General features: G+C 65.1%; 23 protein-coding genes and 1 riboswitch. Of the genes, 10 read left to right on the top strand and 13 right to left on the bottom strand.

Annotated features, from left to right (window positions below):
- Positions 1-19 precede the first annotated feature (19 nt).
- The 3 genes from ACQP2U_RS05140 to ACQP2U_RS05130 are packed head-to-tail and all read left to right on the top strand — an operon-like array spanning position 20 to position 2,292.
- On the top strand, positions 20-610 hold the full coding sequence (locus ACQP2U_RS05140) for a TetR/AcrR family transcriptional regulator (RefSeq protein ID WP_433713628.1): 591 nt from the start codon (positions 20-22) through the stop codon (positions 608-610).
- A gap of 58 nt (positions 611-668) precedes the next feature.
- Positions 669-1,820 carry an epoxide hydrolase family protein gene (locus ACQP2U_RS05135; protein WP_433713627.1) on the top strand — a complete coding sequence of 384 codons (1,152 nt, stop codon included), beginning with the start codon at positions 669-671 and terminating at the stop codon, positions 1,818-1,820.
- Positions 1,821-1,878: 58 nt separating this feature from the next.
- Positions 1,879-2,292, top strand: coding sequence for a nitroreductase family deazaflavin-dependent oxidoreductase (locus tag ACQP2U_RS05130; protein WP_433713626.1), 414 nt, complete (start codon positions 1,879-1,881; stop codon positions 2,290-2,292).
- On the opposite strand, the gene ACQP2U_RS05125 is transcribed toward ACQP2U_RS05130, so the two are convergent.
- The 3 genes from ACQP2U_RS05125 to ACQP2U_RS05115 form a co-directional block, all read right to left on the bottom strand.
- Positions 2,289-3,428 (bottom strand): MFS transporter, encoded by a 1,140-nt coding sequence (locus ACQP2U_RS05125; protein WP_433716371.1) that lies wholly within the window; start codon positions 3,426-3,428, stop codon positions 2,289-2,291. The genes ACQP2U_RS05130 and ACQP2U_RS05125 overlap by 4 nt on opposite strands.
- 449 nt (positions 3,429-3,877) lie before the next feature.
- Positions 3,878-5,095, bottom strand: a complete 1,218-nt coding sequence (locus ACQP2U_RS05120; protein WP_387293878.1) for an NADP-dependent isocitrate dehydrogenase — start codon at positions 5,093-5,095, stop codon at positions 3,878-3,880.
- A 289-nt stretch (positions 5,096-5,384) separates the two neighbouring features.
- On the bottom strand, positions 5,385-6,878 hold the full coding sequence (locus ACQP2U_RS05115; RefSeq protein ID WP_433713625.1) for an MFS transporter: 1,494 nt from the start codon (positions 6,876-6,878) through the stop codon (positions 5,385-5,387).
- A 132-nt stretch (positions 6,879-7,010) separates the two neighbouring features.
- Here ACQP2U_RS05115 and ACQP2U_RS05110 point away from each other — a divergent pair, with 132 nt between their 5' ends.
- Positions 7,011-7,751 carry a TetR family transcriptional regulator gene (locus ACQP2U_RS05110; protein WP_433713624.1) on the top strand — a complete coding sequence of 247 codons (741 nt, stop codon included), beginning with the start codon at positions 7,011-7,013 and terminating at the stop codon, positions 7,749-7,751.
- A gap of 43 nt (positions 7,752-7,794) precedes the next feature.
- Positions 7,795-7,905, top strand: a riboswitch (SAM riboswitch).
- Positions 7,906-8,231: 326 nt separating this feature from the next.
- On the top strand, positions 8,232-9,383 hold the full coding sequence (gene metX / locus ACQP2U_RS05105; RefSeq protein ID WP_433713623.1) for a homoserine O-acetyltransferase MetX: 1,152 nt from the start codon (positions 8,232-8,234) through the stop codon (positions 9,381-9,383).
- Positions 9,384-9,476: 93 nt separating this feature from the next.
- Here metX and ACQP2U_RS05100 read toward each other — a convergent pair whose 3' ends face one another.
- Entirely contained in the window at positions 9,477-9,629 is a 153-nt protein-coding gene (locus ACQP2U_RS05100; protein WP_433713622.1) for a hypothetical protein, read from the bottom strand.
- The gene (locus ACQP2U_RS05095) at positions 9,626-10,210 is read right to left on the bottom strand and encodes a TetR/AcrR family transcriptional regulator (RefSeq protein WP_433713621.1); all 585 of its coding nucleotides are present in this window, start codon (positions 10,208-10,210) and stop codon (positions 9,626-9,628) included. The genes ACQP2U_RS05100 and ACQP2U_RS05095 overlap by 4 nt, the downstream gene beginning before the upstream one ends.
- A gap of 111 nt (positions 10,211-10,321) precedes the next feature.
- Between ACQP2U_RS05095 and ACQP2U_RS05090 the strand changes: the two genes are divergently transcribed.
- Positions 10,322-11,230, top strand: coding sequence for an SDR family oxidoreductase (locus ACQP2U_RS05090; protein ID WP_433713620.1), 909 nt, complete (start codon positions 10,322-10,324; stop codon positions 11,228-11,230).
- Here the strand turns inward: ACQP2U_RS05090 and ACQP2U_RS05085 are convergent.
- The gene (locus ACQP2U_RS05085; protein ID WP_433713619.1) at positions 11,217-11,768 is read right to left on the bottom strand and encodes a carboxymuconolactone decarboxylase family protein; all 552 of its coding nucleotides are present in this window, start codon (positions 11,766-11,768) and stop codon (positions 11,217-11,219) included. The genes ACQP2U_RS05090 and ACQP2U_RS05085 overlap by 14 nt on opposite strands.
- 275 nt (positions 11,769-12,043) lie before the next feature.
- Between ACQP2U_RS05085 and ACQP2U_RS05080 the strand changes: the two genes are divergently transcribed.
- Positions 12,044-12,289, top strand: coding sequence for a DUF3017 domain-containing protein (locus ACQP2U_RS05080; protein ID WP_397031995.1), 246 nt, complete (start codon positions 12,044-12,046; stop codon positions 12,287-12,289).
- 18 nt (positions 12,290-12,307) lie between these two features.
- On the opposite strand, the gene ACQP2U_RS05075 is transcribed toward ACQP2U_RS05080, so the two are convergent.
- Both ACQP2U_RS05075 and ACQP2U_RS05070 read right to left on the bottom strand, forming a co-directional pair.
- Positions 12,308-12,871 carry a hypothetical protein gene (locus ACQP2U_RS05075; RefSeq protein ID WP_433713618.1) on the bottom strand — a complete coding sequence of 188 codons (564 nt, stop codon included), beginning with the start codon at positions 12,869-12,871 and terminating at the stop codon, positions 12,308-12,310.
- A 238-nt stretch (positions 12,872-13,109) separates the two neighbouring features.
- Positions 13,110-13,754: a nitroreductase family protein gene (locus tag ACQP2U_RS05070; RefSeq protein WP_433713617.1), complete on the bottom strand. Its 645-nt coding sequence runs from the start codon at positions 13,752-13,754 to the stop codon at positions 13,110-13,112.
- 69 nt (positions 13,755-13,823) lie between these two features.
- Between ACQP2U_RS05070 and ACQP2U_RS05065 the strand changes: the two genes are divergently transcribed.
- The gene (locus ACQP2U_RS05065) at positions 13,824-14,198 is read left to right on the top strand and encodes a winged helix-turn-helix transcriptional regulator (protein WP_433713616.1); all 375 of its coding nucleotides are present in this window, start codon (positions 13,824-13,826) and stop codon (positions 14,196-14,198) included.
- On the opposite strand, the gene ACQP2U_RS05060 is transcribed toward ACQP2U_RS05065, so the two are convergent.
- A complete protein-coding gene (locus tag ACQP2U_RS05060; RefSeq protein WP_433713615.1) occupies positions 14,195-14,362 on the bottom strand; it encodes a hypothetical protein in 168 nt (55 codons plus the stop codon). The genes ACQP2U_RS05065 and ACQP2U_RS05060 overlap by 4 nt on opposite strands.
- A gap of 112 nt (positions 14,363-14,474) precedes the next feature.
- Between ACQP2U_RS05060 and ACQP2U_RS05055 the strand changes: the two genes are divergently transcribed.
- Positions 14,475-14,939 (top strand): tRNA (cytidine(34)-2'-O)-methyltransferase, encoded by a 465-nt coding sequence (locus ACQP2U_RS05055; protein ID WP_433713614.1) that lies wholly within the window; start codon positions 14,475-14,477, stop codon positions 14,937-14,939.
- A gap of 65 nt (positions 14,940-15,004) precedes the next feature.
- Here ACQP2U_RS05055 and ACQP2U_RS05050 read toward each other — a convergent pair whose 3' ends face one another.
- From ACQP2U_RS05050 to ACQP2U_RS05040, 3 genes are read right to left on the bottom strand one after another with little or no spacing between them, the layout of a single operon-like run.
- Entirely contained in the window at positions 15,005-15,235 is a 231-nt protein-coding gene (locus ACQP2U_RS05050; protein WP_433713613.1) for a DUF167 domain-containing protein, read from the bottom strand.
- Positions 15,192-16,202, bottom strand: a complete 1,011-nt coding sequence (locus ACQP2U_RS05045) for a DUF4349 domain-containing protein (protein WP_433713612.1) — start codon at positions 16,200-16,202, stop codon at positions 15,192-15,194. The genes ACQP2U_RS05050 and ACQP2U_RS05045 overlap by 44 nt, the downstream gene beginning before the upstream one ends.
- Positions 16,203-16,233: 31 nt before the next feature.
- Entirely contained in the window at positions 16,234-16,872 is a 639-nt protein-coding gene (locus tag ACQP2U_RS05040) for a TetR/AcrR family transcriptional regulator (protein ID WP_433713611.1), read from the bottom strand.
- 105 nt (positions 16,873-16,977) lie between these two features.
- Here ACQP2U_RS05040 and ACQP2U_RS05035 point away from each other — a divergent pair, with 105 nt between their 5' ends.
- Entirely contained in the window at positions 16,978-17,376 is a 399-nt protein-coding gene (locus ACQP2U_RS05035) for a nuclear transport factor 2 family protein (protein WP_433713610.1), read from the top strand.
- 3 nt (positions 17,377-17,379) lie between these two features.
- Here the strand turns inward: ACQP2U_RS05035 and ACQP2U_RS05030 are convergent, their stop codons facing one another.
- Positions 17,380-20,730: an error-prone DNA polymerase gene (locus ACQP2U_RS05030; protein ID WP_433713609.1), complete on the bottom strand. Its 3,351-nt coding sequence runs from the start codon at positions 20,728-20,730 to the stop codon at positions 17,380-17,382.
- Between the last annotated feature and the right edge of the window lie 55 nt (positions 20,731-20,785).

Genomic DNA, 20,785 nt, shown 5'->3' with positions numbered 1-20,785 from the left:
ACTGCGTTAAGATGGGAGCATGGACGAACAAGCCCGCGCCCGCCGTCCCGGAGGTCGCAGCGCTCGCGTGCGCGCGGCGGTACACCAGGCGGTCACCGAACTGGTCGCCGAACGCGGCTACGGCAACTTCACCGTCGCCGATGTCGCGGCGCGCGCCGGCGTCGCCGATACCAGCATCTACCGGCGCTGGGGCAATCTCGAGGCGCTGGCCATGGAGGTGACCGTCGATCGGCTCGGCACCGAGTCGGCGATGCCGAATACCGGTTCGCTCGAGGGCGATCTACGCGCCTATGCCGCCAAGGCGGCCCGCGATGTCAGCGGGACGGACGGATTGGCGCTGCTGCGCACGATTCTCGCGCTGCTCGACACCGGCACGGCGGGCGAACAGACGCGCGATCGATTCCTCACCGAACGGGCGGACCAGGTGCAGGCCATGCTGGATCGGGCCACCGCGCGCGGTGAAGCGGCCCCCGAGGTGCTGGAGGTGGTCGACATCATCCTGGCCCCTCTCTACACCCGCACCCTTTTCGGCACCGGCCCGCTCACCGACGATTACGTCGATACGCTGGTAGACCGGCTGCTGCACATGGCAGCCGATAAGCGAAAGTGATCGAAAGACAGTCGGATTCGGCGTTGTTCCGGCCCCGCGACTCTCGCAGGCTGAGTCGGTGTCCGAGATCAAGCCCTTCCACATCGCGATCCCGCAGGCCGACCTGGATGACCTGGCATACCGTCTGACGCACACCAGGTACGTCGCGGAACTGCCCGCCCGGGAGATCGCGGGCCGGGTATACCCGGGCGTGCCGGTGCGGCCCGGCTGGGAGTACGGCGTTCCGCTGTCGTTCGTCCGCCCGCTGCACGAATATTGGCGCGACAGTTTCGACTGGCGCGCACAAGAGCGGCGGCTCAATGCATTTCCGCAATACACGACCGAAATCGACGGGCAAACCATACATTTCGTGCACGTCACTTCGCCGGAGCTCGACGCGATGCCACTGCTACTCGCGCACGGTTGGCCGAGTTCGTTCACCGAATTCCTCGGCCTGGTAGGCGAATTGACCGATCCACGCGCACACGGCGGCGATCCGAGCGACGCCTTTCACGTGGTGATCCCGTCCTATCCCGGCTTCGCCTTCTCGGGACCGACCCACACCGCCGGTTGGCGCCCGACACGCATGGCGGCGGCATTCGACGAGCTGATGAACCGCCTCGGCTACGACCGCTACGGTGTGCACGGCAACGACTGCGGCGCCATCGTCGCACCCGAGCTGGGCCGATTCGCCCCGGACCGAGTCGTCGGCGTGCACGTGACCCAGCTCTATTCCTTTCCCAGGCGCGAGCCGGGCGAGCTGGACGGACTCAGCGAATACGAGCTCATCCTGGTGTACTTCGGGCAGAAATTCCGCGCGCACGCCATCCACAATGCCGCCCAGCAAGTGCAGCCGCAGACCCTCGGCCACGCACTGTCGGATTCCCCGGTCGGCCAACTCGCCTGGAGCGGCCAGGCGCTGGTGAACGCGATGAGCACCGACGAATTGCTCACCAATGTGGCGATCTACTGGTTCACCAATACCTCGGCGCCCGCGGCCCGGTTCTACTTCGAGCACGATCGCGCACCCCAGGCGAAGCAGCCGACCACCGTGCCGATCGGGCTGGCCTCCTTCGGTTTCGACTTCAAACCGCCGCGCAAATTCGCCGAACGCGACCATCGCAACCTCGTGCAATGGCACGAATACGACCGGGGCGGGCACTGGGCGGCCCACGAAGCCCCCGATTTGTTACTCGCCGACCTGCGCGGATTCTTCAAAAAGGTGATCTGATCGGACCATATATCGGCGACGATTACCTCGACCCGATCTCTCGATCCGAGGAGTCCAGATGGCCAACGATTGGAACCAGAACATCATCGCGGAGTTCCGTGCGAATGCGGGCAAGGTCGGCGGACCGTTCGAAGGCAAGGATCTGCTGCTGCTCACCACGACCGGCGCCAAGACCGGACTGCCGCGCACGAATCCAGCGGCCTATATCCGCGACGGCGACCGTTTCGTGATCATCGCGTCCAAGGCCGGTGCACCCGATAACCCGGACTGGTATCACAATCTCCTGGCGAACCCGAAGGTCACACTCGAGATCGGCACCGACACCATCGAGGCCACAGCCACCCCGATCACCGCAGGCCCGGAACGCGATCGGCTCTACGCGGCCATGGTCGAGGTCATGCCGGGATTCGCCGAATACGAGACCAAGACCGATCGGGTGATTCCGGTCGTCGCGCTCGAACCCAGCACCTAAGCCACCGAGCGGCGACCGGCCCAGACAGTCACGGTGAACAACAGAACGCCTAACACGGCCAGACCCGCACCGACGGCCGCGGGCGCGGTGTAACCCAGACCCGCCGCGATCACCAATCCCCCCAACCACGCGCCCGCCGCATTGGCGAGATTGAGGGCCGCATGATTCAGCGCCGCGGCGAGGGTCTGGGCGTCGGCGGCCACATCCATCAGGCGGGTCTGCAGACCGGGCGCGAGCGCCGCACCCGACGCGCCGATCAGGAACACGCCGATAGCCGCCGTGTATGGATTGTGCACAGCGGCAACGAATCCCGCGAGGATGACGACCATGGCGATCATCGAGCCATAGATAGCCCGATCGACACCGCGATCGGCCAGAATGCCGCCGACGATATTGCCTGCGACCATCCCGAGCCCGAAGAGCATGAGCACGAACGGCACCAGGCCGAGCCGCAGACCGGCCACATCGGTCAGCGTGGTGGTGACGTAGGTGTACACGGCGAACATGCCGCCGAAGCCGATCGCGCCGACCAGCAGGGTCAGCAGCACCTGTGAGCGACGCAGTGCGCCGAGTTCGGTCATCGGGTTGGTGATCCGGATGCCGTGCAGCTCCGGCACGAATCGGATCAGTGCCGCGACGGTGGCGATACCGATCACCGCCACCACCACGAAGGCATCGCGCCAGCCGAGATGCTGGCCCAGCCAGGTCGCACTGGGAACGCCGACAACATTGGCGGCGCTCAATCCCAGCATAACCGCGGCAACCGCCTTGGCGCGCTGTCCTATTGGTGCCAGCGTCGCGGCGGCCAATGAGGCGACGCCGAAATACGCGCCGTGCGGCAGGCCAGAAACGAACCGCGCGACGACCAGGAGTTCGAAGGTGGGCGCGATAACGGTCGCCGCATTTCCGATGGTGAATGCCACCATCAAGGCGACGAGCAGACGTTTGCGCGGCGCCCGCGCGGCCAGTGCGGCGATCAGCGGAGCGCCGATGACAACGCCGAGCGCATAGGCCGACACGGCATGACCTGCCGTCGGCTCGGACACGTGCATGGCGCTCGCGATATCGGGCAGCAAACCCATGGTGACGAATTCGGTTGTGCCGATTCCGAATCCACCGAGGGCGAGTGCGAGCATCGCCGGAATATGCCAGTCCGTCCGCTCGGCCTCGGCACGTGCGGAACTCGGCGTTGTTACGGGACCGGTCACAACATCATGTAACCGTCCGGCGACCGCCCGCGCTTCCCAGGCAAGCGTGAGTTCCCCCACGTCAGCATCGAGAAATCGAAAGCCTCACCCGCATACCGCCCATTCCGGGCACCGCATGGCAACCGCTCCTCGCTTCCCGCACCGATGCTTCACATCGCAACGCGGACGTCAGTGCCCCTGGGGCGCGACACAGTGCGGGCACCCGTACCACCGAGTGGTACGGGTGCCCGTATGTCGCTCACCGAGCGACAACTGATCTCGTGAGCACATGGGTAACTCACCGGGTACGCAAACCCGACCCCGCGCTCTTCCACCGGCCCGCGTCGGCACCTCAGCGGCACCCACGACCGGCAAAAGGCGCGCCGAGGCGAGGGAGCTCAGCGCAGGGCGCGAGCCAGGTTGGCATCGAGCGCACCGAGGAACTCCTCGGTGGTCAGGTAGCCCTGATCGCCGCCGACGAGCAGCGCCAGGTCCTTGGTCATCTGGCCGCCCTCGACGGTCTTGATGACGACATCCTCGAGCGTCTGCGCGAAGCCGATCACCTCGGGGGTGTTGTCCAACTTGCCGCGGTGCTCGAGGCCGCGGGTCCAGGCGAAGATCGACGCGATCGGGTTGGTCGAGGTCGGCTTGCCCTGCTGGTGCTGGCGGTAGTGCCGGGTGACGGTGCCGTGCGCGGCCTCGGCCTCACAGGTGCGGCCGTCCGGGGTGAGCAGCACCGAGGTCATCAGGCCGAGCGAGCCGAAGCCCTGGGCCACGGTGTCGGACTGCACGTCGCCGTCGTAGTTCTTGCACGCCCAGACGTAGCCGCCCTCCCACTTCATGGAGGAGGCGACCATATCGTCGATCAGACGGTGCTCATAGGTGAGGCCCGCCGCGTCGAACTGGGTCTTGAACTCGGCCTCGAACACTTCCTGGAAGGTGTCCTTGAACATGCCGTCGTAGGCCTTGAGGATGGTGTTCTTGGTCGACATGTAGACCGGGTAGTTCTGCTGCAGGCCGTAGTTGAACGAGGCCCGCGCGAAGTCTTCGATGGACTTCTTGAAGTTGTACATACCCATGACGACGCCGCCGTCCTCGGGCATCTTCACGACCTCGTGCACGATCGGCTCGCTGCCGTCGTCGGGTGTGAAGGTGAGGGTGACGGTGCCGCCCTGGAATACCTTGAAGTCGGTGGCACGGTATTGATCACCGAACGCGTGACGGCCGATGATGATGGGCTTGGTCCAGCCGGGGACCAGACGCGGCACATTCGAGATGATGATCGGTGCGCGGAAGATGGTTCCGCCGAGGATGTTGCGGATAGTGCCGTTGGGCGAGCGCCACATCTTCTTCAGGCCGAATTCCTCGACCCTGGCCTCATCCGGGGTGATCGTGGCGCACTTGACGCCGACACCGTGTTCTTTGATGGCGTTCGCGGCGTCGATCGTGACCTGGTCGTCGGTCTTGTCCCGATATTCGATGCCGAGGTCGTAGTACTCGAGGTTCACATCGAGATACGGGTGGATCAGCTTGTCCTTGATGAACTGCCAGATGATCCGGGTCATCTCGTCGCCGTCGAGTTCGACGACGGTGCCTTCAACCTTGATCTTGGACATGGATCTTCGTGTCCTCCTAGGATGGTGCCCTCATTGCACGGCCAGGCAAACACGCTTGTGAGCGGACCCCAGCTGTTCCAACAGACAACGTATACGTCCCGCGTTGTCGGCGAGACGTGTGGTGCAAACAAGACAAGCGTACTGCTGCCATTGACCTCACCGCGCGGGCAGCCCCCCATGTGAAGCCGCCCGAAATAGTTACCGACAAGTAGGTCCGCGGTGCCGACACCCTGCCGAAATAGCGATGTCCGGGCATCCCATCGGACACCCGGACACCGCTATTTCAGGATCAGACCGCGACTGGAATCCGCGCGTCTTCCTCGGATCCCTCGATCAGATTTTCCGGCTTGTCCCGAATCATCAACGCGATCACCGGAATTGCCGCGAGGAAGAATCCGGCGCCGACATAGAACGCCACGTCGTAGCTGTGGATCGAAGCCCGGGCGATCAGATTGTCGACCGCGGGATTGTCCTGCGCGAAGGTCTTGGCCGTCTGCACCGAGATGGTGGTGAGCAGTGCGGTGCCGACCGCACCGCCGACCTGCTGTGCCGCATTCAACAACGCACTTGCCACACCCGAGTCCGCCTCCTCGACCTGATGCAGCGCGACGGTCTGCATCCCGACGAACAGCGGGCCCATACCGAGCGCGATCAGCAACTGCGCCGGCAGCACGCTGAGCGCGTAGCCATCGCCGTAGCTCAACTGCGCCAGCCACACCAGACCGAGCAGACCGAGCACGGCGCCGGCCACCATCAGCGGCCGCGGGCCAAGCTTCGGCAGCAGCGCACTGGTGACACCGGCAGAGATCGCGATGCCCGCCGGGAACGGCAGGAAGGCGAAACCGGCCTTCAGTGACGAGTAACCGAGGGTGATCTGGAAGTAGTAGCTCAGGAACAGGAACATCGCGAACATCGCGATCGGGATCAGCAGCGCGGCCAGGAAGGCGCCGCCGCGGTTGATCTCACCCGGAATATGCAGCGGCAGCAGCGGATTCGACGAACGACGCTCGATGGCGACGAAGGCGATCAGCAGGGCGACGCCGATGACAAGCAGCCCGAGGGTGCTACCTGCCAGCCAGCCGTCGTCGGCGGCGCGGCTGAATCCGTACACGATGGCGATCAGACCGAGCGTCACGGTGACCGCGCCCGGCACGTCATAGCCGCCGGTGCGTGGAGTCGGCACATCTTTCACCACGAATGCCAGCGCGCCGAGCAGCGCGATCAGGGCGATCGGAGTGTTCACCAGCAGGCACCAGCGCCAGGAGGCGTATTCGGTCAGCGCGCCACCGGCGATCAGGCCGAGTGCAGCACCACCGGCGGAAATACCGGCGAAGACGCCGAATGCGGTGGCGCGCTCCTTGGCCTCGGTGAAGGTCACCGAGAGCAGCGACAGCGCCGCGGGCGCGAGCAGTGCCGCGAACGCACCCTGCAGTGCCCGTCCGGCGAACAGCTCCGCGCCGTTCTGCGCCAGACCCGCCACCGCCGACGCCCCGGCGAAGCCGACCAGGCCGACGATGAAGATCCGACGCCGCCCCAGGTAGTCGGCCAGCCGACCACCGAGCAGGAGCAGACCGCCGAAGATCAATGTGTACGCGGTCAGCATCCACTGCCGATTGCCGTCGCTGATCTCGAGATCCTGCTGGGCGAAGGGCAGCGAGATGGTCACGATGGTGGCGTCGAGAACCACCATGAGCTGGGCCAGTGCGATCACCCCCAGGGCCCACCAGCGCGCCGAACTCGTTGATTTGTCCAGAACTTCCACCGCTGTCGCAGTTTCGCTCACCTTGGTCTCCTAGTCCGAAGTTCGTGCAGCCATCCTGTCATCGACAGACATTTGTCGTCAAGAGAAAAATGTCGCATTCCGACATTTGACTGTTAAGGACACAAACCGTCCCGGTTGCGCTAATATGAGGCCATGCTCGAGTCATCGACGCCGATCGGCGCGAGCGCCGCAGCCGAGGACGCTGTGCGCGCCCCAGCGAATTCAGGGCCCAGTGCGCCTGCCGGTCTGGGGTTGCGTGAACGCAAGAAGCAGCAGACCCGGTTGCGCATCATCGAGGTGGCGCTCGACCTATGCGACGCACAGGGATTCGACGCGACGACGGTCGAACAGATCGCGGACCGCGCGGATGTGTCCCCGCGCACGATCAACCGGTATTTCGACAGCAAAGAGGCCATCATTCTCGGGCCGGTCAAGGATTTCGGACTCGCGATCGCCGAATTCCTGCGCGGACTCCCGGTCACCGGCAATGAGCTGCGATCGCTGCGCGAGGCCTTCCTGCAGGTCGTCGACCAGGCGGTGGACAGTGTCGACGGACCACTGTCATTCCGGCGCTTCCAGCAGATGCAGCGGATCCTGCGCAGCAGTCCGACGGTCAGCGCGCAGAGCATGGAACTGGCCGACGATAAGAACGCCGCGATCGCCGATGTGATCGCCGAGCGACTCGGCACCGAGCCCGACGCGCTACCCGTGCGGTTGGTCGTCGGCGCGTGGCAGCTGATCGGCCACCTCAGCATGGAATGTCAGAACTCGATCTTCGACGAGGAGGACACCGCCGCGGCCGCCGCGGCGGCCCGCAACGGCTTCACCACGTCGTTCGACGAGTTCATGCGCGTGTGTACCGGACAGACGACCGACGCGGTGGAAAACCGGTAACGGATTTCAGTCGCCGACCGCCCGCCGGTTACCATGTCCGTCAGGTCATGAGTGCCAGCGCGAAGCCCCGGCTTGCTGGACGGCAACCCTCCAGCAGCGGTGGGGTGCTCCGGGTGATGACCGGGCTCTCGATGGTCGAGGGCAAGCGCGCACTTCAGGAGGTTTTTCCGATGAGTTGTTGTCCGTCACCCGCACTCCGATAAGACCTGCCGGCGAACAACCCTTTGGAGCACGACATGAGTGACCCCATCGCGTCCGCGGCCGATCGGTTCGTCGCGAGGGCGCAGAGCACCGGCGCACGCACCGAGCCGATCTACCGGACCGCGGCCCGGTTGAGCCGGGTAGTTAACATCGGGGACGTGCGTTCTCTCGTGATTGACCCAGCGTCGGCGACGCACAGTTGCACGGGGACGACGTTATGAACGAACGGATCAGCGATACCGCGATCGCGACGGAGCCGAGCGCTGGCGAGGCGGAGTCGTGACCGTGACAGATCCCAGTACCACGCGTTCGTCCGTGGTGGCCCTGCCACCGCCGGATGGGAGCCTCGGCATCATTGCTATCGGGGATGTGCGTCTCGAAAGCGGCGCGGTCATCCCGGACGTCCATCTGGCCGTGCAGCGCTGGGGTGAGCTCTCCCCCGCATTGGACAATGTGGTGCTCGTCGAGCACGCGCTGACCGGCGATTCGCATGTGGTCGGGGTGCCCGACGATATCCATCCGCTGCCCGGCTGGTGGGACGGCATGGTCGGAGCGGGCGCACCGGTGGATACCGACGAATGGTGCGTCATCGCGACGAATGTGCTCGGCGGCTGCATGGGCAGCACCGGCCCCTCGACGCTGGCGCCGGACGGAAAGCCTTGGGGCTCGAGATTTCCGGAGATCTCCATCCGTGATCAGGTGACCGCGGAAGCGGCACTGCTCGATCTGCTCGGCATCGAACGCCTGTCCGCCGTCGTCGGCGGTTCGATGGGCGGTATGCGGGTGCTGGAGTGGATGGTCGGCGCGCCGCAACGGGTCGCGGCCGCACTGGTACTCGCCGTCGGCGCACGCGCCACCGCCGACCAGATCGGTACGCAGACAACCCAAATCGCCGCCATCAAGGCCGATCCCGACTGGCAGGGCGGCGACTACCACGACACCGATCGCGCACCGATGACCGGCATGGGCATAGCCCGACGCATCGCACATCTGACCTACCGCACCGAGGGCGAACTCGATCACCGCTTCGAGAACAACGCACAGGACGACGAGGATCCGCGCGAGGGCGGCCGCTACGCGGTACAGAGCTATCTGGACCACCAGGCCGAAAAGCTTTGCAGCCGTTTCGATCCCGCCACCTATGTGCTGCTGACAGAGGCTATGAACCGACACGATATCGGCCGCGGCCGCGGCGGTATCGCGGCCGCCCTCGCCGCCACCCCGGTACCCTGCGTGGTCGGCGGCGTCGACTCGGATCGCCTGTACCCGTTGCGGACTCAACAGGAACTAGCCGACGGCTTGCCGGGCTGCGAGGGCCTGGAGATCGTGCACTCCCGCGACGGCCACGACGGCTTTCTCACCGAAGCCGCGGCGGTATCGAAATTGCTGACCGAAACAATGCGATTGGCACGAGTGGGTCGCACCAGCTGAAAGTCCGCTGCCTACCAGGTCACTCGGCTTGTTCAGCAAGCTCCTCGCGGAGCAACTCTCCCGTCCTCGCCGCGAGATCGGGCTCGGCGTACATCATGCCCGCAAACGAGAGATGCCGACCTCGCTCGCCCTTGGGCTCGGTGATCGGGTTTCGCCGGGGGTATCGGTGACAACCAATTCGCTTGGTACGGCGTAAGACCGATCGACCAGGCGATGCAGGTCTTCGTAGTCGTGCGCTGCGGTCATGGCGTCGACGGCAGTGGTCCTCGGGTCACGAGTTTCAACTCATCGACGGCCGCTCGAATAAGTTGCGACAGAATGCGCTTGCCGCCGCCCTCGACCCAGCTCTCGAAGGCGATCTTGAATACGGCGATCCCGGCTTCGGCGGCCAGACTCGCGGCCGGATCGGTTACGCCGCGCCCGCGTAGCGCCTCGGCCAGCGCGGCGGCCAGTGTTGCCAGCTTGATCAGCTCGCGTTCCTGAAGTTCGACATTGGCCGCGATAACGGCTTGCCGTTGCCAGGCGAACTCGCGGCGCTGCTCGAAAATCGTATCGGCGACCTCGGTGAGCGCCGTGGCGATCGCCTCGATCGGCGGCATGGCAGCGGGCGCGTCGCGCACCCCGCGCACGAGGGCCTCTTGCAGCGCGCCCGATCCCGCGAACAAAACCTCGCGCTTATCGGCGAAATGCCGGAAGAACGTTCGCTCGGTGAGCCCCGCACGCTTGGTGATCTCGGCGACGGTCGTGCTCTCGAACCCGTTCTCGCGATACAGCTCCAGAGCCGATTTCTCGAGGCGACCGCGCGCATCAGGCTCCCATCGACTCATACGCAGATCTTATCTGATGACAGTTACTGTCATCACGTGTATGTTTGATGTCAGTCACTGACATCACTGCCTTCCCGCTGGAGAGGGCATCGAAAGACTTGGAGTACTTCCGTGCGAATCTTCATTACCGGAGCATCGGGACATATCGGCTCCGCGGTCATCCCCGAACTTCTCGACGCCGGACATGAGGTCGTCGGCCTAGCGCGGTCGAATGAAGCCGCCGCCGCGGTGGCAGCGGCCGGTGCCGACGTGCACCGAGGAGATCTCGACGATCTCGACAATCTGCGCGCCGCCGCAGCAGCAGCCGACGGTGTCATCCACCTGGCCTTCAAACACGAAGCCATGCAGACCGGTGACTTCGCCGGAGCGATCGCGGCCGATCTGCGTGCCATCGAGACGCTCGGCGATGCGCTCGCGGGCAGTGGCAAACCCTTCGTGAGCACATCGGGCACGCTCATGCTCGCGTTCGCCGGGCTGGGCAGGGTGGGAACCGAAGCCGACGCGCTCGATGCGGGACCGCGGGTCGACGCCGAGAAAACGGTAGTCGCGCTCGCGGACCGTGGTGTCCGATCGTCGGTCGTCCGGCTCCCACCGACCGTGCACAGCTCACTCGACCATCACGGCTTCGTGCCGACCTTGATAGCCACCGCCCGCGAAAAGCGCCTCGCCGCCTACGTCGGCGACGGAAACAACCGCTGGCCCGCCGGACACACCCTCGATGCCGCGCACCTGTACCGATTGGCGCTGGAAACGGCCCCTGCTGGGGCGCGGTTACATGCGGTCGATGACGAAGGCGTGCCCTTCCGTGAGATCGCCGAAGCAATCGGTCGCCATCTGGATCTGCCGGTGATGAGCATCCCGCAGGAGCGTGCGGATGCGCACTTCGGTTACCTCGGTCCCCTTGTCACGCTGGACAATCCGACCTCGAGCACGCGAACCCGGGAACTTCTCACCTGGAAGCCGACACATCCCGGCCTCCTCGAGGATCTCGGCCAAGGCCACTACTTCAGCGCTCTTTAGCGACCAGCTCCGGGAGGGCGCACGCCATGCCCTCCGCCATCCCGGTGGGGCGCACGCCGAGCCCCTGGTTATGCCGGGCGCGCTGGTTCTCCCAGGCGATGGTGGCAGTCAGCTCGGCGAACTGCCCTTTGGACAAGTGGTTCAGCAATTCGTTGCGCAGATCCGCGAGTTCGACAGCCGGTGTGGCGGTCATGGCCTCAGCGAAGGAGATGACGAGTTTTTCCAGGTCGCTGTAGGCGTCGCTGGTGCGATAGCGCGGCAGGTCGCGCAGTTGTTGTTCGGTGAGTCCGCTCGAGTGCGCCAGCGCCGAGCCGATATCCAGGCAGAACTCGCAGTTCACGAGTCCGGCTGTCTTCAGTCCGGCCAGCTCCTCGAGCTTGGGATCCAGTCTGTTGCTGAACAGCAGCGCTGTCTCGTACCCCAGCGTGCCGAAAAGGATCTGCGGTCGGCGGGCGAGCCAGCCGAACAGGTCGGATCGGTTCCGCTTCGCCTGCCGCATCGCTTGCACGTAGTGCCGAATCCGGGAAAGCGCTCGCATTGTCCGTACCCCTTGTACCGGATGGATCTCTCCTTGCTGAAACTACGCCTGGTAGTAGTCGGAGGCAATGCCTGATCGAGTGTCGCGAAACATGTTGCGGCACAATAGCCCCGCCTCGAAGCTCGGCATGCGGGTGCGCGGCCGCGGCGCACTGGTGTGAGCGGCGGTATGCCGTCTGCAAGAATCGGAGCGTGACCGACGTTGACTCGTCTGCCGCCGAACGGCAGTCCGACCGGACCAGCCTGGGTGCGCAGTTCCTGCGCTGCCACCTGCCCATGCTGGTCGTGACGGCGGTCATCCTGCTCGCGGTCGTCTTCGTGGCCTGGGACCGATGGCGACGCGGCGCACTGTTCTTCGGCGGTGCGGCGCTGCTCGCGGCGACCTTCCGGCTCTGCCTGCCGACGGCCCGGGTCGGGCTGCTCGCGGTGCGCAGCAAGCCGTTCGATGTCGCCGCACTGGGCCTGCTGGGCACCGCCATCGTCTTCATCGCCGCCACGATCAATACGCTCGGCGTCGGCTGAAATCGCCACGACAGCCCATTAGTTGTGGCAGGTGTCCCGGTCGTTGTAGAGCATCAACTGGGCGACCTTGGCATCGGCGGGCATATTCCGGTAGATGCCGAGGAAGCCGTAGCGCGCGGGTTGATCGGGGACCGCGGCCGAACTCCAGTTGTAACCGATCTCGAGCGTGGGATAGGCAGCGCGTACTTCGTCGACCGTGGAGCCGACGGCTATGCCCTCGGCCGTACGGACGGGAAGTTTGCCGGGCATGATCGCGACTATTTCGCCCTTGTTGGTGAAACCCTGCCAACCGGCTCGTGCGGTATAGCGGCCGCAGCCGGGCGGATCGTTGGTGTCGTCGAAGGCCGCGATTTCTCCGGTGGCCTCGGCCTCGCTTCGGCTCATACCGATCCGCAGCTTGCCGAAGCCGAGCGGGCCGAGCACGGTCGGTGCCGATGGCACCGTGGTCGTGGACGCCACCTCCCGAGTGGTCTCGGTCGGCTCGTCCGAGCACGCCGTTGCGCCGGTGAACACTGCGCTGAGCAGCACGAAGGCCAATACGGCACGATGAATACGCATGGTCTTACCCCCGATGTCGTCCATGAACCGGAATGCCCGCCGAACCGAGACGGGTGCGATGTCGGCCCAGTCTGCACAGCGGCGACTGCCCGAGTCAAGGCGGCATCCATCGGCCGAGGTATACCTTATGCGTCACCACTTCGGGCGCGATGCCCGCTGAGGCGCAACAACTTTCGGCGCGGCGACTTCCGATCGAGTGCGGCGGAATGGCGACTCCCGTGATCTTGCGGATCCGCCGTTTCGCCGGCGCCGTAGCGCGATGTCAGCTCGACGGGTATCGCTCGGTGAAGACTGCGCGCTCGCGGGGACGGCGCCCCGGATGCGGCGGGGCGCCGTCGCCGTAGCCGATCGCGACCATGACCGCGATGGCGAGGTCGGGGCGGTCATCGATGCCGATGACCTTCTTGACCAGATCCGGGTCCCAGCCATTCATCGGAGCCGAGGACAGACCGAAGCTGGTGGCGGCGAGCATGACATAGGTCGCGGCGATCATCGCATTCTTCACGGCGTTCTCGCGAGTGAGTCCGCGCTGCCGCAACGAGTGGAATTCGTTGCGCGAGGTGAACATTGCGGTGAACTCCGCATTCCACGCGCCGTTGCGTCCGGCCAGTTCGACGATATCGGCATTTTCGGTCTGCCATGCCGCGGTTTCGGCGACGAAGACCAGCACGACCGGGGCCTCCAGCGGTTGTGGCTGACCGAAGGCGGCGATCGACAGGTCGCGACGCCCGGCCGCACTGGTCACTACCACGATCGACCGGTCCTGCATATTCCATGCGCTGGGCGCCTCGACGGCCAGATCCAGCAGTTCGTCGAGCAGTTCGCGCGGTACTGGATCCGGACGGTAGTGGCGAGTGGTGCGTCGGGTGCGGATCGCGTCGGGAACCGAAAGTGTCTGTGTGTTCATGACTCTTACTATCGGAGAGTGACAAACTAATGGGAAGACAGCACTTAATGGTGCGCTACACTCCAAAAGGTGCGTACGGTGATCGAGGCCAGCGGACTGCCTGCCGATGTCTATTCGGCGAAATGCCCCACCCGACAGGTGCTCGACCACGTCGCGGGCAAATGGACCGTGCTGATCGTGGACGCACTCGCCGAGGGCACGATGCGCTATACCGATCTGCACCGCCGCATCGAGGGCATCTCACAGAAAATGCTCACGCAAACCCTGCGGCAGCTGGAAACCGACGGATTCATCACGCGCACAGTGCATCCCACCGTGCCGCCGCGCGTGGACTACGATCTCACCGACCTCGGCCACAGCTTGCGCGGCCCGATCGCGGCACTGCGCGACTGGATCGAGGTCAATATCAACCGCATCGAAGCCGCACGTCGCGCCGCCCGCTAGCCGACCTCGGCTGCGGTGCGCCGCCCGGGCCGGCCGTACAACTGCCGCGCCCGACTCGGCGTAATCGTCTCCAGTCGCATCGGCGGCTCACCCTTCAGATGCTGCTCCAGAATCCGACCCGCCATCGGGGCGATGAACGGCGCGGCGACGATTCCATCGTCCAACTGCTGCTCGGCGCCCCCGCCGCACCGTCAGTCGAATGATGTCCGCGCGCCGTGCCGCCGTGGATCAGGCGGGATGCGAGTCTGCACACGAAACATGACAAGCTGATGCGTTGTGTTCCGATTGATGTTTCACGAGCCCGCGATTCCCGGAAATACCGGCAATGCGATTCGACTTGTCGCGGGGACCGGGTGTGAGTTGCATCTGGTCGAGCCATTGGGGTTCGACCTTTCGGAGGCGAAGTTGCGGCGGGCCGGATTGGACTACCACGATCTGGCCTCGGTGACGGTCCACGAAAATCTCGCGGCGGCATGGGAGGCGGTGCGGCCCGAGCGGGTGTTCGCGTTCACGACCCAGGCGAGCACGCGGTATACCGATGTGGCGTACCGCGAGGGCGATGTGCTGCTGTTCGGCACCGAACCGACGGGGTTGCCGGCAGAGGTGCTCGACGATCCGCACATCACCGATCGACTGCGCATTCCGATGTTGCCCGGCCGCCGCTCGATGAACCTCTCCAATGCCGCCGCCGTCACCGTCTACGAGGCTTGGCGCCAGTTCGGATTTCCCGGCGCTGTGTGACCCTGTGGCTCAACTATTCGGCGATGGGATCTAGTGGTCGGTGATGGCACCTCCCGTTCGGGAGCTCAGAGGTCCAGTTCGAAGCATTTGAAGCGGGAGGTTGCGCCCGCAGCGAGGCGGACGGCGGATTTGGGGACGCCATAGTGGTCGGCGAGGAGTTCGATGGCGGCCTTGTTCGCCTTGCCTTCGACGGCGGGAGCGCGGACGTACAGCCGCAGGGTACCGTCGTCGAGGGTTTCCACGAGTGGGCCCTTACGGCTGTTCGGTTTGATCGTCGCCCTTACGACCGTCGGCACCTGTATCTCCTGTCGTCCCAGTGCCTTTCGCCGCTGTCATGTCCGCACCGGTCGAGGCACCGACCGCAACCGGAACAGCCTTGCCCTCCTCTGATTCTCCCGTCCCCGACGAACTCCGCTTCCGACTCCGCACCATCCGCACCACACCCCACACCACTGCGGCGATCACCACGACGAACCCGAGCCACGGAATCGCCTTGCCGGTGAAAATCACCGCATCCTTCAGCCAATCCACCAGCGAATGCCAACCGGAGACGATGCCGTCCCAGAAATTGGTCGGCCCCTCATCGGAATCCTTGTCCTCGGTGGTGATGTCGATGGTGAGTGTGGACAGCGCGACCTGATCGTCGAGGTGCCGCTTCTGCGCGGTGAGGCTGTCGAGTTCGCCCTGCCGGCTCGACAGCGCCTGTTCGGCGGCAATGAGATCCGCGGTGTTGGTCGCCCCGGCGATGAGCGTGCGCAACCGATCGACCGAGGCCTGCAGCGCCTTGATCCTGGCGTCGAGGTCCTGCCACTGCATGGTGACGTCGTCGCGGTTGGTGCTCATCCGGGTGACCTTGCCGACGCCGCCGAGGCCGTCTATGAACTTATCGGTCTTATCCGCCGGCACCCGCACGGTGAGCGTGGCCTGCGGGTCGTTGTCATCGGTCCCCGGCTGCTCGGTGCGGCTATCGACCCGGCCGCCGACCTCGCGCACCCGATCGGTGACCTGGGCACCCGCCTTGATCGGATCGTCCGCGGTGATGTCGACGCTGCCGGTGATGACCTCCTTGCGCGCCTCGACCATGGTCCCGCCGGTATCCCCTTTCGCCGGGGCGCCCTCGCGCAGACTCGGCGGCGGCGCCATCGGCGCGACGGTCGCCATGCTCGACCGGCCAGGATCGGCATCGTCGTCGTTGTCATCACCGCAGCCGACCAGCAACGTCAAACCAAGCAGGCCGATCACCAGCACAGCAAGCTTCCGCATGGACGCAGGTTAGCCGCTGCGGCGAATTCGGTCACGAAGTCCGATGCGAACCATTCCCGAATACCGAAGCGACGCCAACCAGTTTCACCAGAAAACGCTCGATCTGCTCGGCGAGCGGCGGCCAGGTCTGGCCGGGTTCGTTGAGCCGCATCGATACCGCGCCGTGCACCGCCGCGCGCAGGTCCAGCATGACCGAGACCGGGTCGTCGACGGGCACGAGACCGGCATCCATACAGCGTCGGATCGCGGCGGCGGTACGTTCGGTCAGCTCCCGCTTGAACGGCATGTCCACGCGCTGATGGATGGTGCTCTCGTGCAGCACCTTGTACATGCCCGGGTGTCGATAGGCCCAGTCGCCGAGGACGCGGATGCGAGCGCGCAGTTTGTCGACAGGATCGTCGATGGCGGCCTCCGCGTCATCGATCGCGCGCACCAGATCGCCGTGGTAGCACTCCAGTGCGGCCAACACCAGCGCGTCCCGGTCGGCGAAATGCAGGTAGACCGACGTTGCGGCACTGCCGATTTCGCGTGCGACCGCACGCATGGACAGGGCCTGATCATCACCGAGTTCATCCAGCAGCCGGATCGCGGCGTCGACGATCTCCGCACGCAGTCGGCCACCGTGGCCGCGCGGATTTCGACCGCGTCGGGTCGTCGGATCGGAGGTCATGTGGGGATTGTAGCCGGACATATGTAGCGCTACAGTTGTAGCGCTACAGCTGTTCAGTTGCCGCTGGCGACTGCTCGCAGCTCGCCCGAAAAGGAGAAGACGCTGATGACCAGCATTTCCGTCGACCCGAAGCTCGAATCGAATAAGCAGACCGTCCTCGCGTTCTACGAAGCCGCGTTCAATGCCAAGGATTTGGAGGCCACCGCCGAATTCTTCGGCGCGCGCTATATCCAGCACAATCCGGAAATCGCCGATGGTTTCGACGGACTACTCGCCCGACTCACCGGCCTGAAGGAAGGCGCGCCGAAACTCCGCGTCGAAGTGAAACGCATTGTGGCAGAGGGCGATTACGTGGTCGCCCACGTGCACGGTGTGCGCGAGCCCGGCGATCGCGGGCTGGCGATCATGGATATCTTCCACCTCGACGAGGGAAAGCTGGTCGAACATTGGGATGTCATCCAGCCGGTTCCGGAGCGGGCCGCCAATGTGAACGGAATGTTCTGAGTCTCAACGGAAGTCGCGGGATCTCGAGTCGACGCGCAGGTCCATGCGCTGTAGGTACTCGGCGACGACCGTGACCGCGCCCGCGGCATTCTGGACGCGGCCGCGAACGAGTAGGGCGGGGGCGCTCTGAGCCAAACGGCGATAGCGAGTCCACAGGCCCACCGAGCAGACGATATTCACCATGCCGGTTTCGTCTTCCAGATTGAGGAAGGTGACACCGGCGGCGGTGGCGGGGCGTTGGCGATGTGTGACGGCGCCGCCGACCAGAACGCGGGAGCCGTCGGGCACGTCGAGCAAACCCGCGGCGGGGATGACACCGAGCGCATCCAATTGCGGGCGTAGGAATTCGGTGGGATAGCTGCCCGGGGAAATACCGGTGGCCCAGACGTCGGCGGCCGCGAGTTCGAGTTCACTCATGCCGGGCAGGGCGGGTGCGGCGGTGGCGGCACCGGTACCGGGAAGCCGGTCGGGGCGTTCACCCGCTGCGGCGCCCGCCGCCCACAATGCTTCGCGTCGGGTGATGCCGAGACAACCCAAAGCGCCTGCGGTGGCAAGGGATTCGGCTTGAGCGACGGAGAGTTCCACCCGGCCGGTCAGGTCGAGGAAGGAGGTGTACGGACCGGCAGAGCGGGCGGCGACAATGCGTTCGGCGAGATCGGTGCCGATGTGGCGGATGGTCGCAAGCCCGAGTCGCACCTCGTCACCATGGTTTTCGAGGGTGGGTTCGGCGCGGCTGGCATTGATATCGGGTCCGTGCACCGCAACGCCGTGCCTGCGAGCGTCGGCGACCAGCGACTGCGGTGAGTAGAAACCCATCGGCTGGGCGCGCAGCAATCCGGCGCAGAAGGCCGCCGGATAGTGCAGTTTGAACCATGCAGAGTAGTACACGATCGACGCGAAACTCTGCGAATGGCTTTCCGGGAAGCCGAAATTCGCGAAGGCATACAGTTTCTCGTAAATGCGGTCGGCGACTTCGCCGGTAATGCCGTGCAGATCACGCATGCCCTGATACAGCCTGTCCTTGAGGCGTTCCATGCGTTCGGGTGAGCGTTTGGAACCCATCGCGCGGCGCAGCTGATCGGCCTCGGCAGCGGTGAAACCGGCGACGTCGATGGCCATCTGCATGAGCTGTTCCTGGAACAGCGGTACGCCGAGGGTGCGCTTCAGCGAATTCTTCAGCGCGTCATGGTCATAGGTCACTTCCTCGTCCTCGTTGCGGCGACGGATGTAGGGATGCACCGAACCACCCTGGATCGGGCCGGGCCGAATCAGCGCCACCTCCACCACCAGGTCATAGAATTGCCGCGGCTTCAGCCGGGGCAGCGTGGCCATCTGCGCCCGCGACTCCACCTGGAAAACCCCCACCGAATCGGCGCGCGAAAGCATCTCGTAGACAGCGGTTTCCTTCAGGTCCAACGTGTGCAATTCAACCGTTTCCCCCTTGTGCTCGCGCACCATATCGATCATGTAGTGCAGTGCGGAGAGCATGCCGAGACCGAGCATGTCGAACTTGACCAGATTTATCGCGGCGCAATCGTCTTTATCCCACTGCAGTACGCTGCGGCCGGGCATGCGCGCCCATTCGACCGGGCAGACATCGGCGATCGGCCGGTCGCAGATCACCATTCCACCGGAATGAATACCGAGATGCCTTGGCAGACCCTCGATTTCGGCAGCCAACTCCAGTACTTCCGCGGGAATATCCGTACCGATTTCGGCGCCTACTCCGGTCCAGCGGCTCACCTGCTTACTCCAGGCATCCTGCTGTCCAGGTGAAAAGCCAAGTGCGCGTGCGGCGTCGCGGACCGCGGACTTACCGCGGTAGGTGATCACATTCGCCACCTGAGCGGCGTATTCGCGACCGTATTTAGCGTAGACGTGCTGGATCGCCTCCTCCCGGCGATCGGATTCGATATCGATGTCGATATCGGGTGGACCATCGCGCTCCGGGGTGAGGAAGCGTTCGAACAGCAATTCGGCGGCGACCGGGTCGACATTGGTGATGCCGATCGCGTAGCAAACGGCCGAATTCGCCGCCGAGCCCCGGCCCTGGCAGAGGATGTCGTTTTTCTTGCAGAAGCTGACGATATCGTGCACCACCAGGAAGTAGCCGGGAAACTTCAACTCGTCGATGATCGCGAGTTCGTGCTCGATCTGCCGATACGCCTCGGGATTTCCCGACGGCGGACCGTAACGCCGAGCCGCACCTTCGAGGGTGAGTTCACGCAGCCAGGAAGTCTCGTCATGGCCGTCGGGCACGTCGAACGGCGGTAGGCTCGGCGCGATCAATTTCAGATCGAAGGCGCATTCACGGGCGAGTGTCACCGCATTCGCCACCGCCTGCGGACAAGCGGTGAACAACTGCGCCATTTCCGCACCCGAACGCAGATGCGCGCCACCGGTCGGCGCCAACCAACCCGCGATATCGTCCAGGCTCCGGCGCGCCCGGATCGCCGCGAGCGCCATGGCGCGGCGACGCTGGGCTGGTGCGGCGAAATGCGCTCCGGTGGTGGCCACCACGGGCAGGCCGAGCCGATCGGCCAGGGCAATGAGGTGGGCGTTGCGTTCGTCGTCCTCCGGAATGCCGTGATGGGTGAGTTCCACACTCACCCGGTCGACGCCGAAACGCTCCATCAGGTCGCGCAGGGCGGCCTCGGCTCGCCCGAGACGGGTGTCTCCCGCCCGCAGATCGCGCTCGAGGGCTTGGCGCACATGGCCTTTACGGCATCCGGTCAGAATGTGCCAGTGTCCGTCCGCCGCCGCGGTGAGCGCGTCCAGGTCGTAGCGGAGGATGCCCTTCTCCCCCGCGGCCATCTGCGCTGCCGCGATCTGGCTGGAGAGTCGGCGATAGCCCTCTTGACCGCGGGCGAGCACCAGCAGATGCGGACCGGCCGGATCCGGCGAACCGGTGCGCGGTGCCGAATCGGGTGCGCCGAGGTGTCCGAGCCGCGGTACGTCTTCCGCGGTGCCGAGTGACAATTCGGCACCGTAGACCGTCGGCATACCCCATTCCCTGGCCGCCTCGAAGAAGCGAACAGTTCCGTAGAAGCCGTCGTGATCGGTGAGCGCGATCGCCTCCAGCCCGAGCCGCACCGCCTCCTCCACCAGTTCCTCCGGCTGACTCGCACCGTCGAGGAAGCTGTAGGCCGAATGCGCGTGCAACTCCGCATACGGCACGACCGGACTACCGGCCGGTTCGACCGGTTCGGGTCGATAGTCCCCGCGCTTGCGCGACCACGCCGGACTGTCGCCGCCGTCGCCCGGATACATCGCGTCCGGATTCGTCGGTCCGGGCCGCCCGGACAGCACCCGCTCCAGCTCCGCCCAGGTAGGCGGGCCGTTGCTCCAACCCATGACACATCACCTCCTCTACAGTCGAACATACATTCGAACCGCAAGGAAGTGTAGA

Origin of the sequence: Nocardia sp. CA-084685 (assembly GCF_050955785.1) — a bacterium.
GTDB lineage: Bacteria > Actinomycetota > Actinomycetes > Mycobacteriales > Mycobacteriaceae > Nocardia.
Note: the sequence above shows the minus strand (reverse complement) of the source record. Positions and strands in the feature narration are given on the sequence as shown.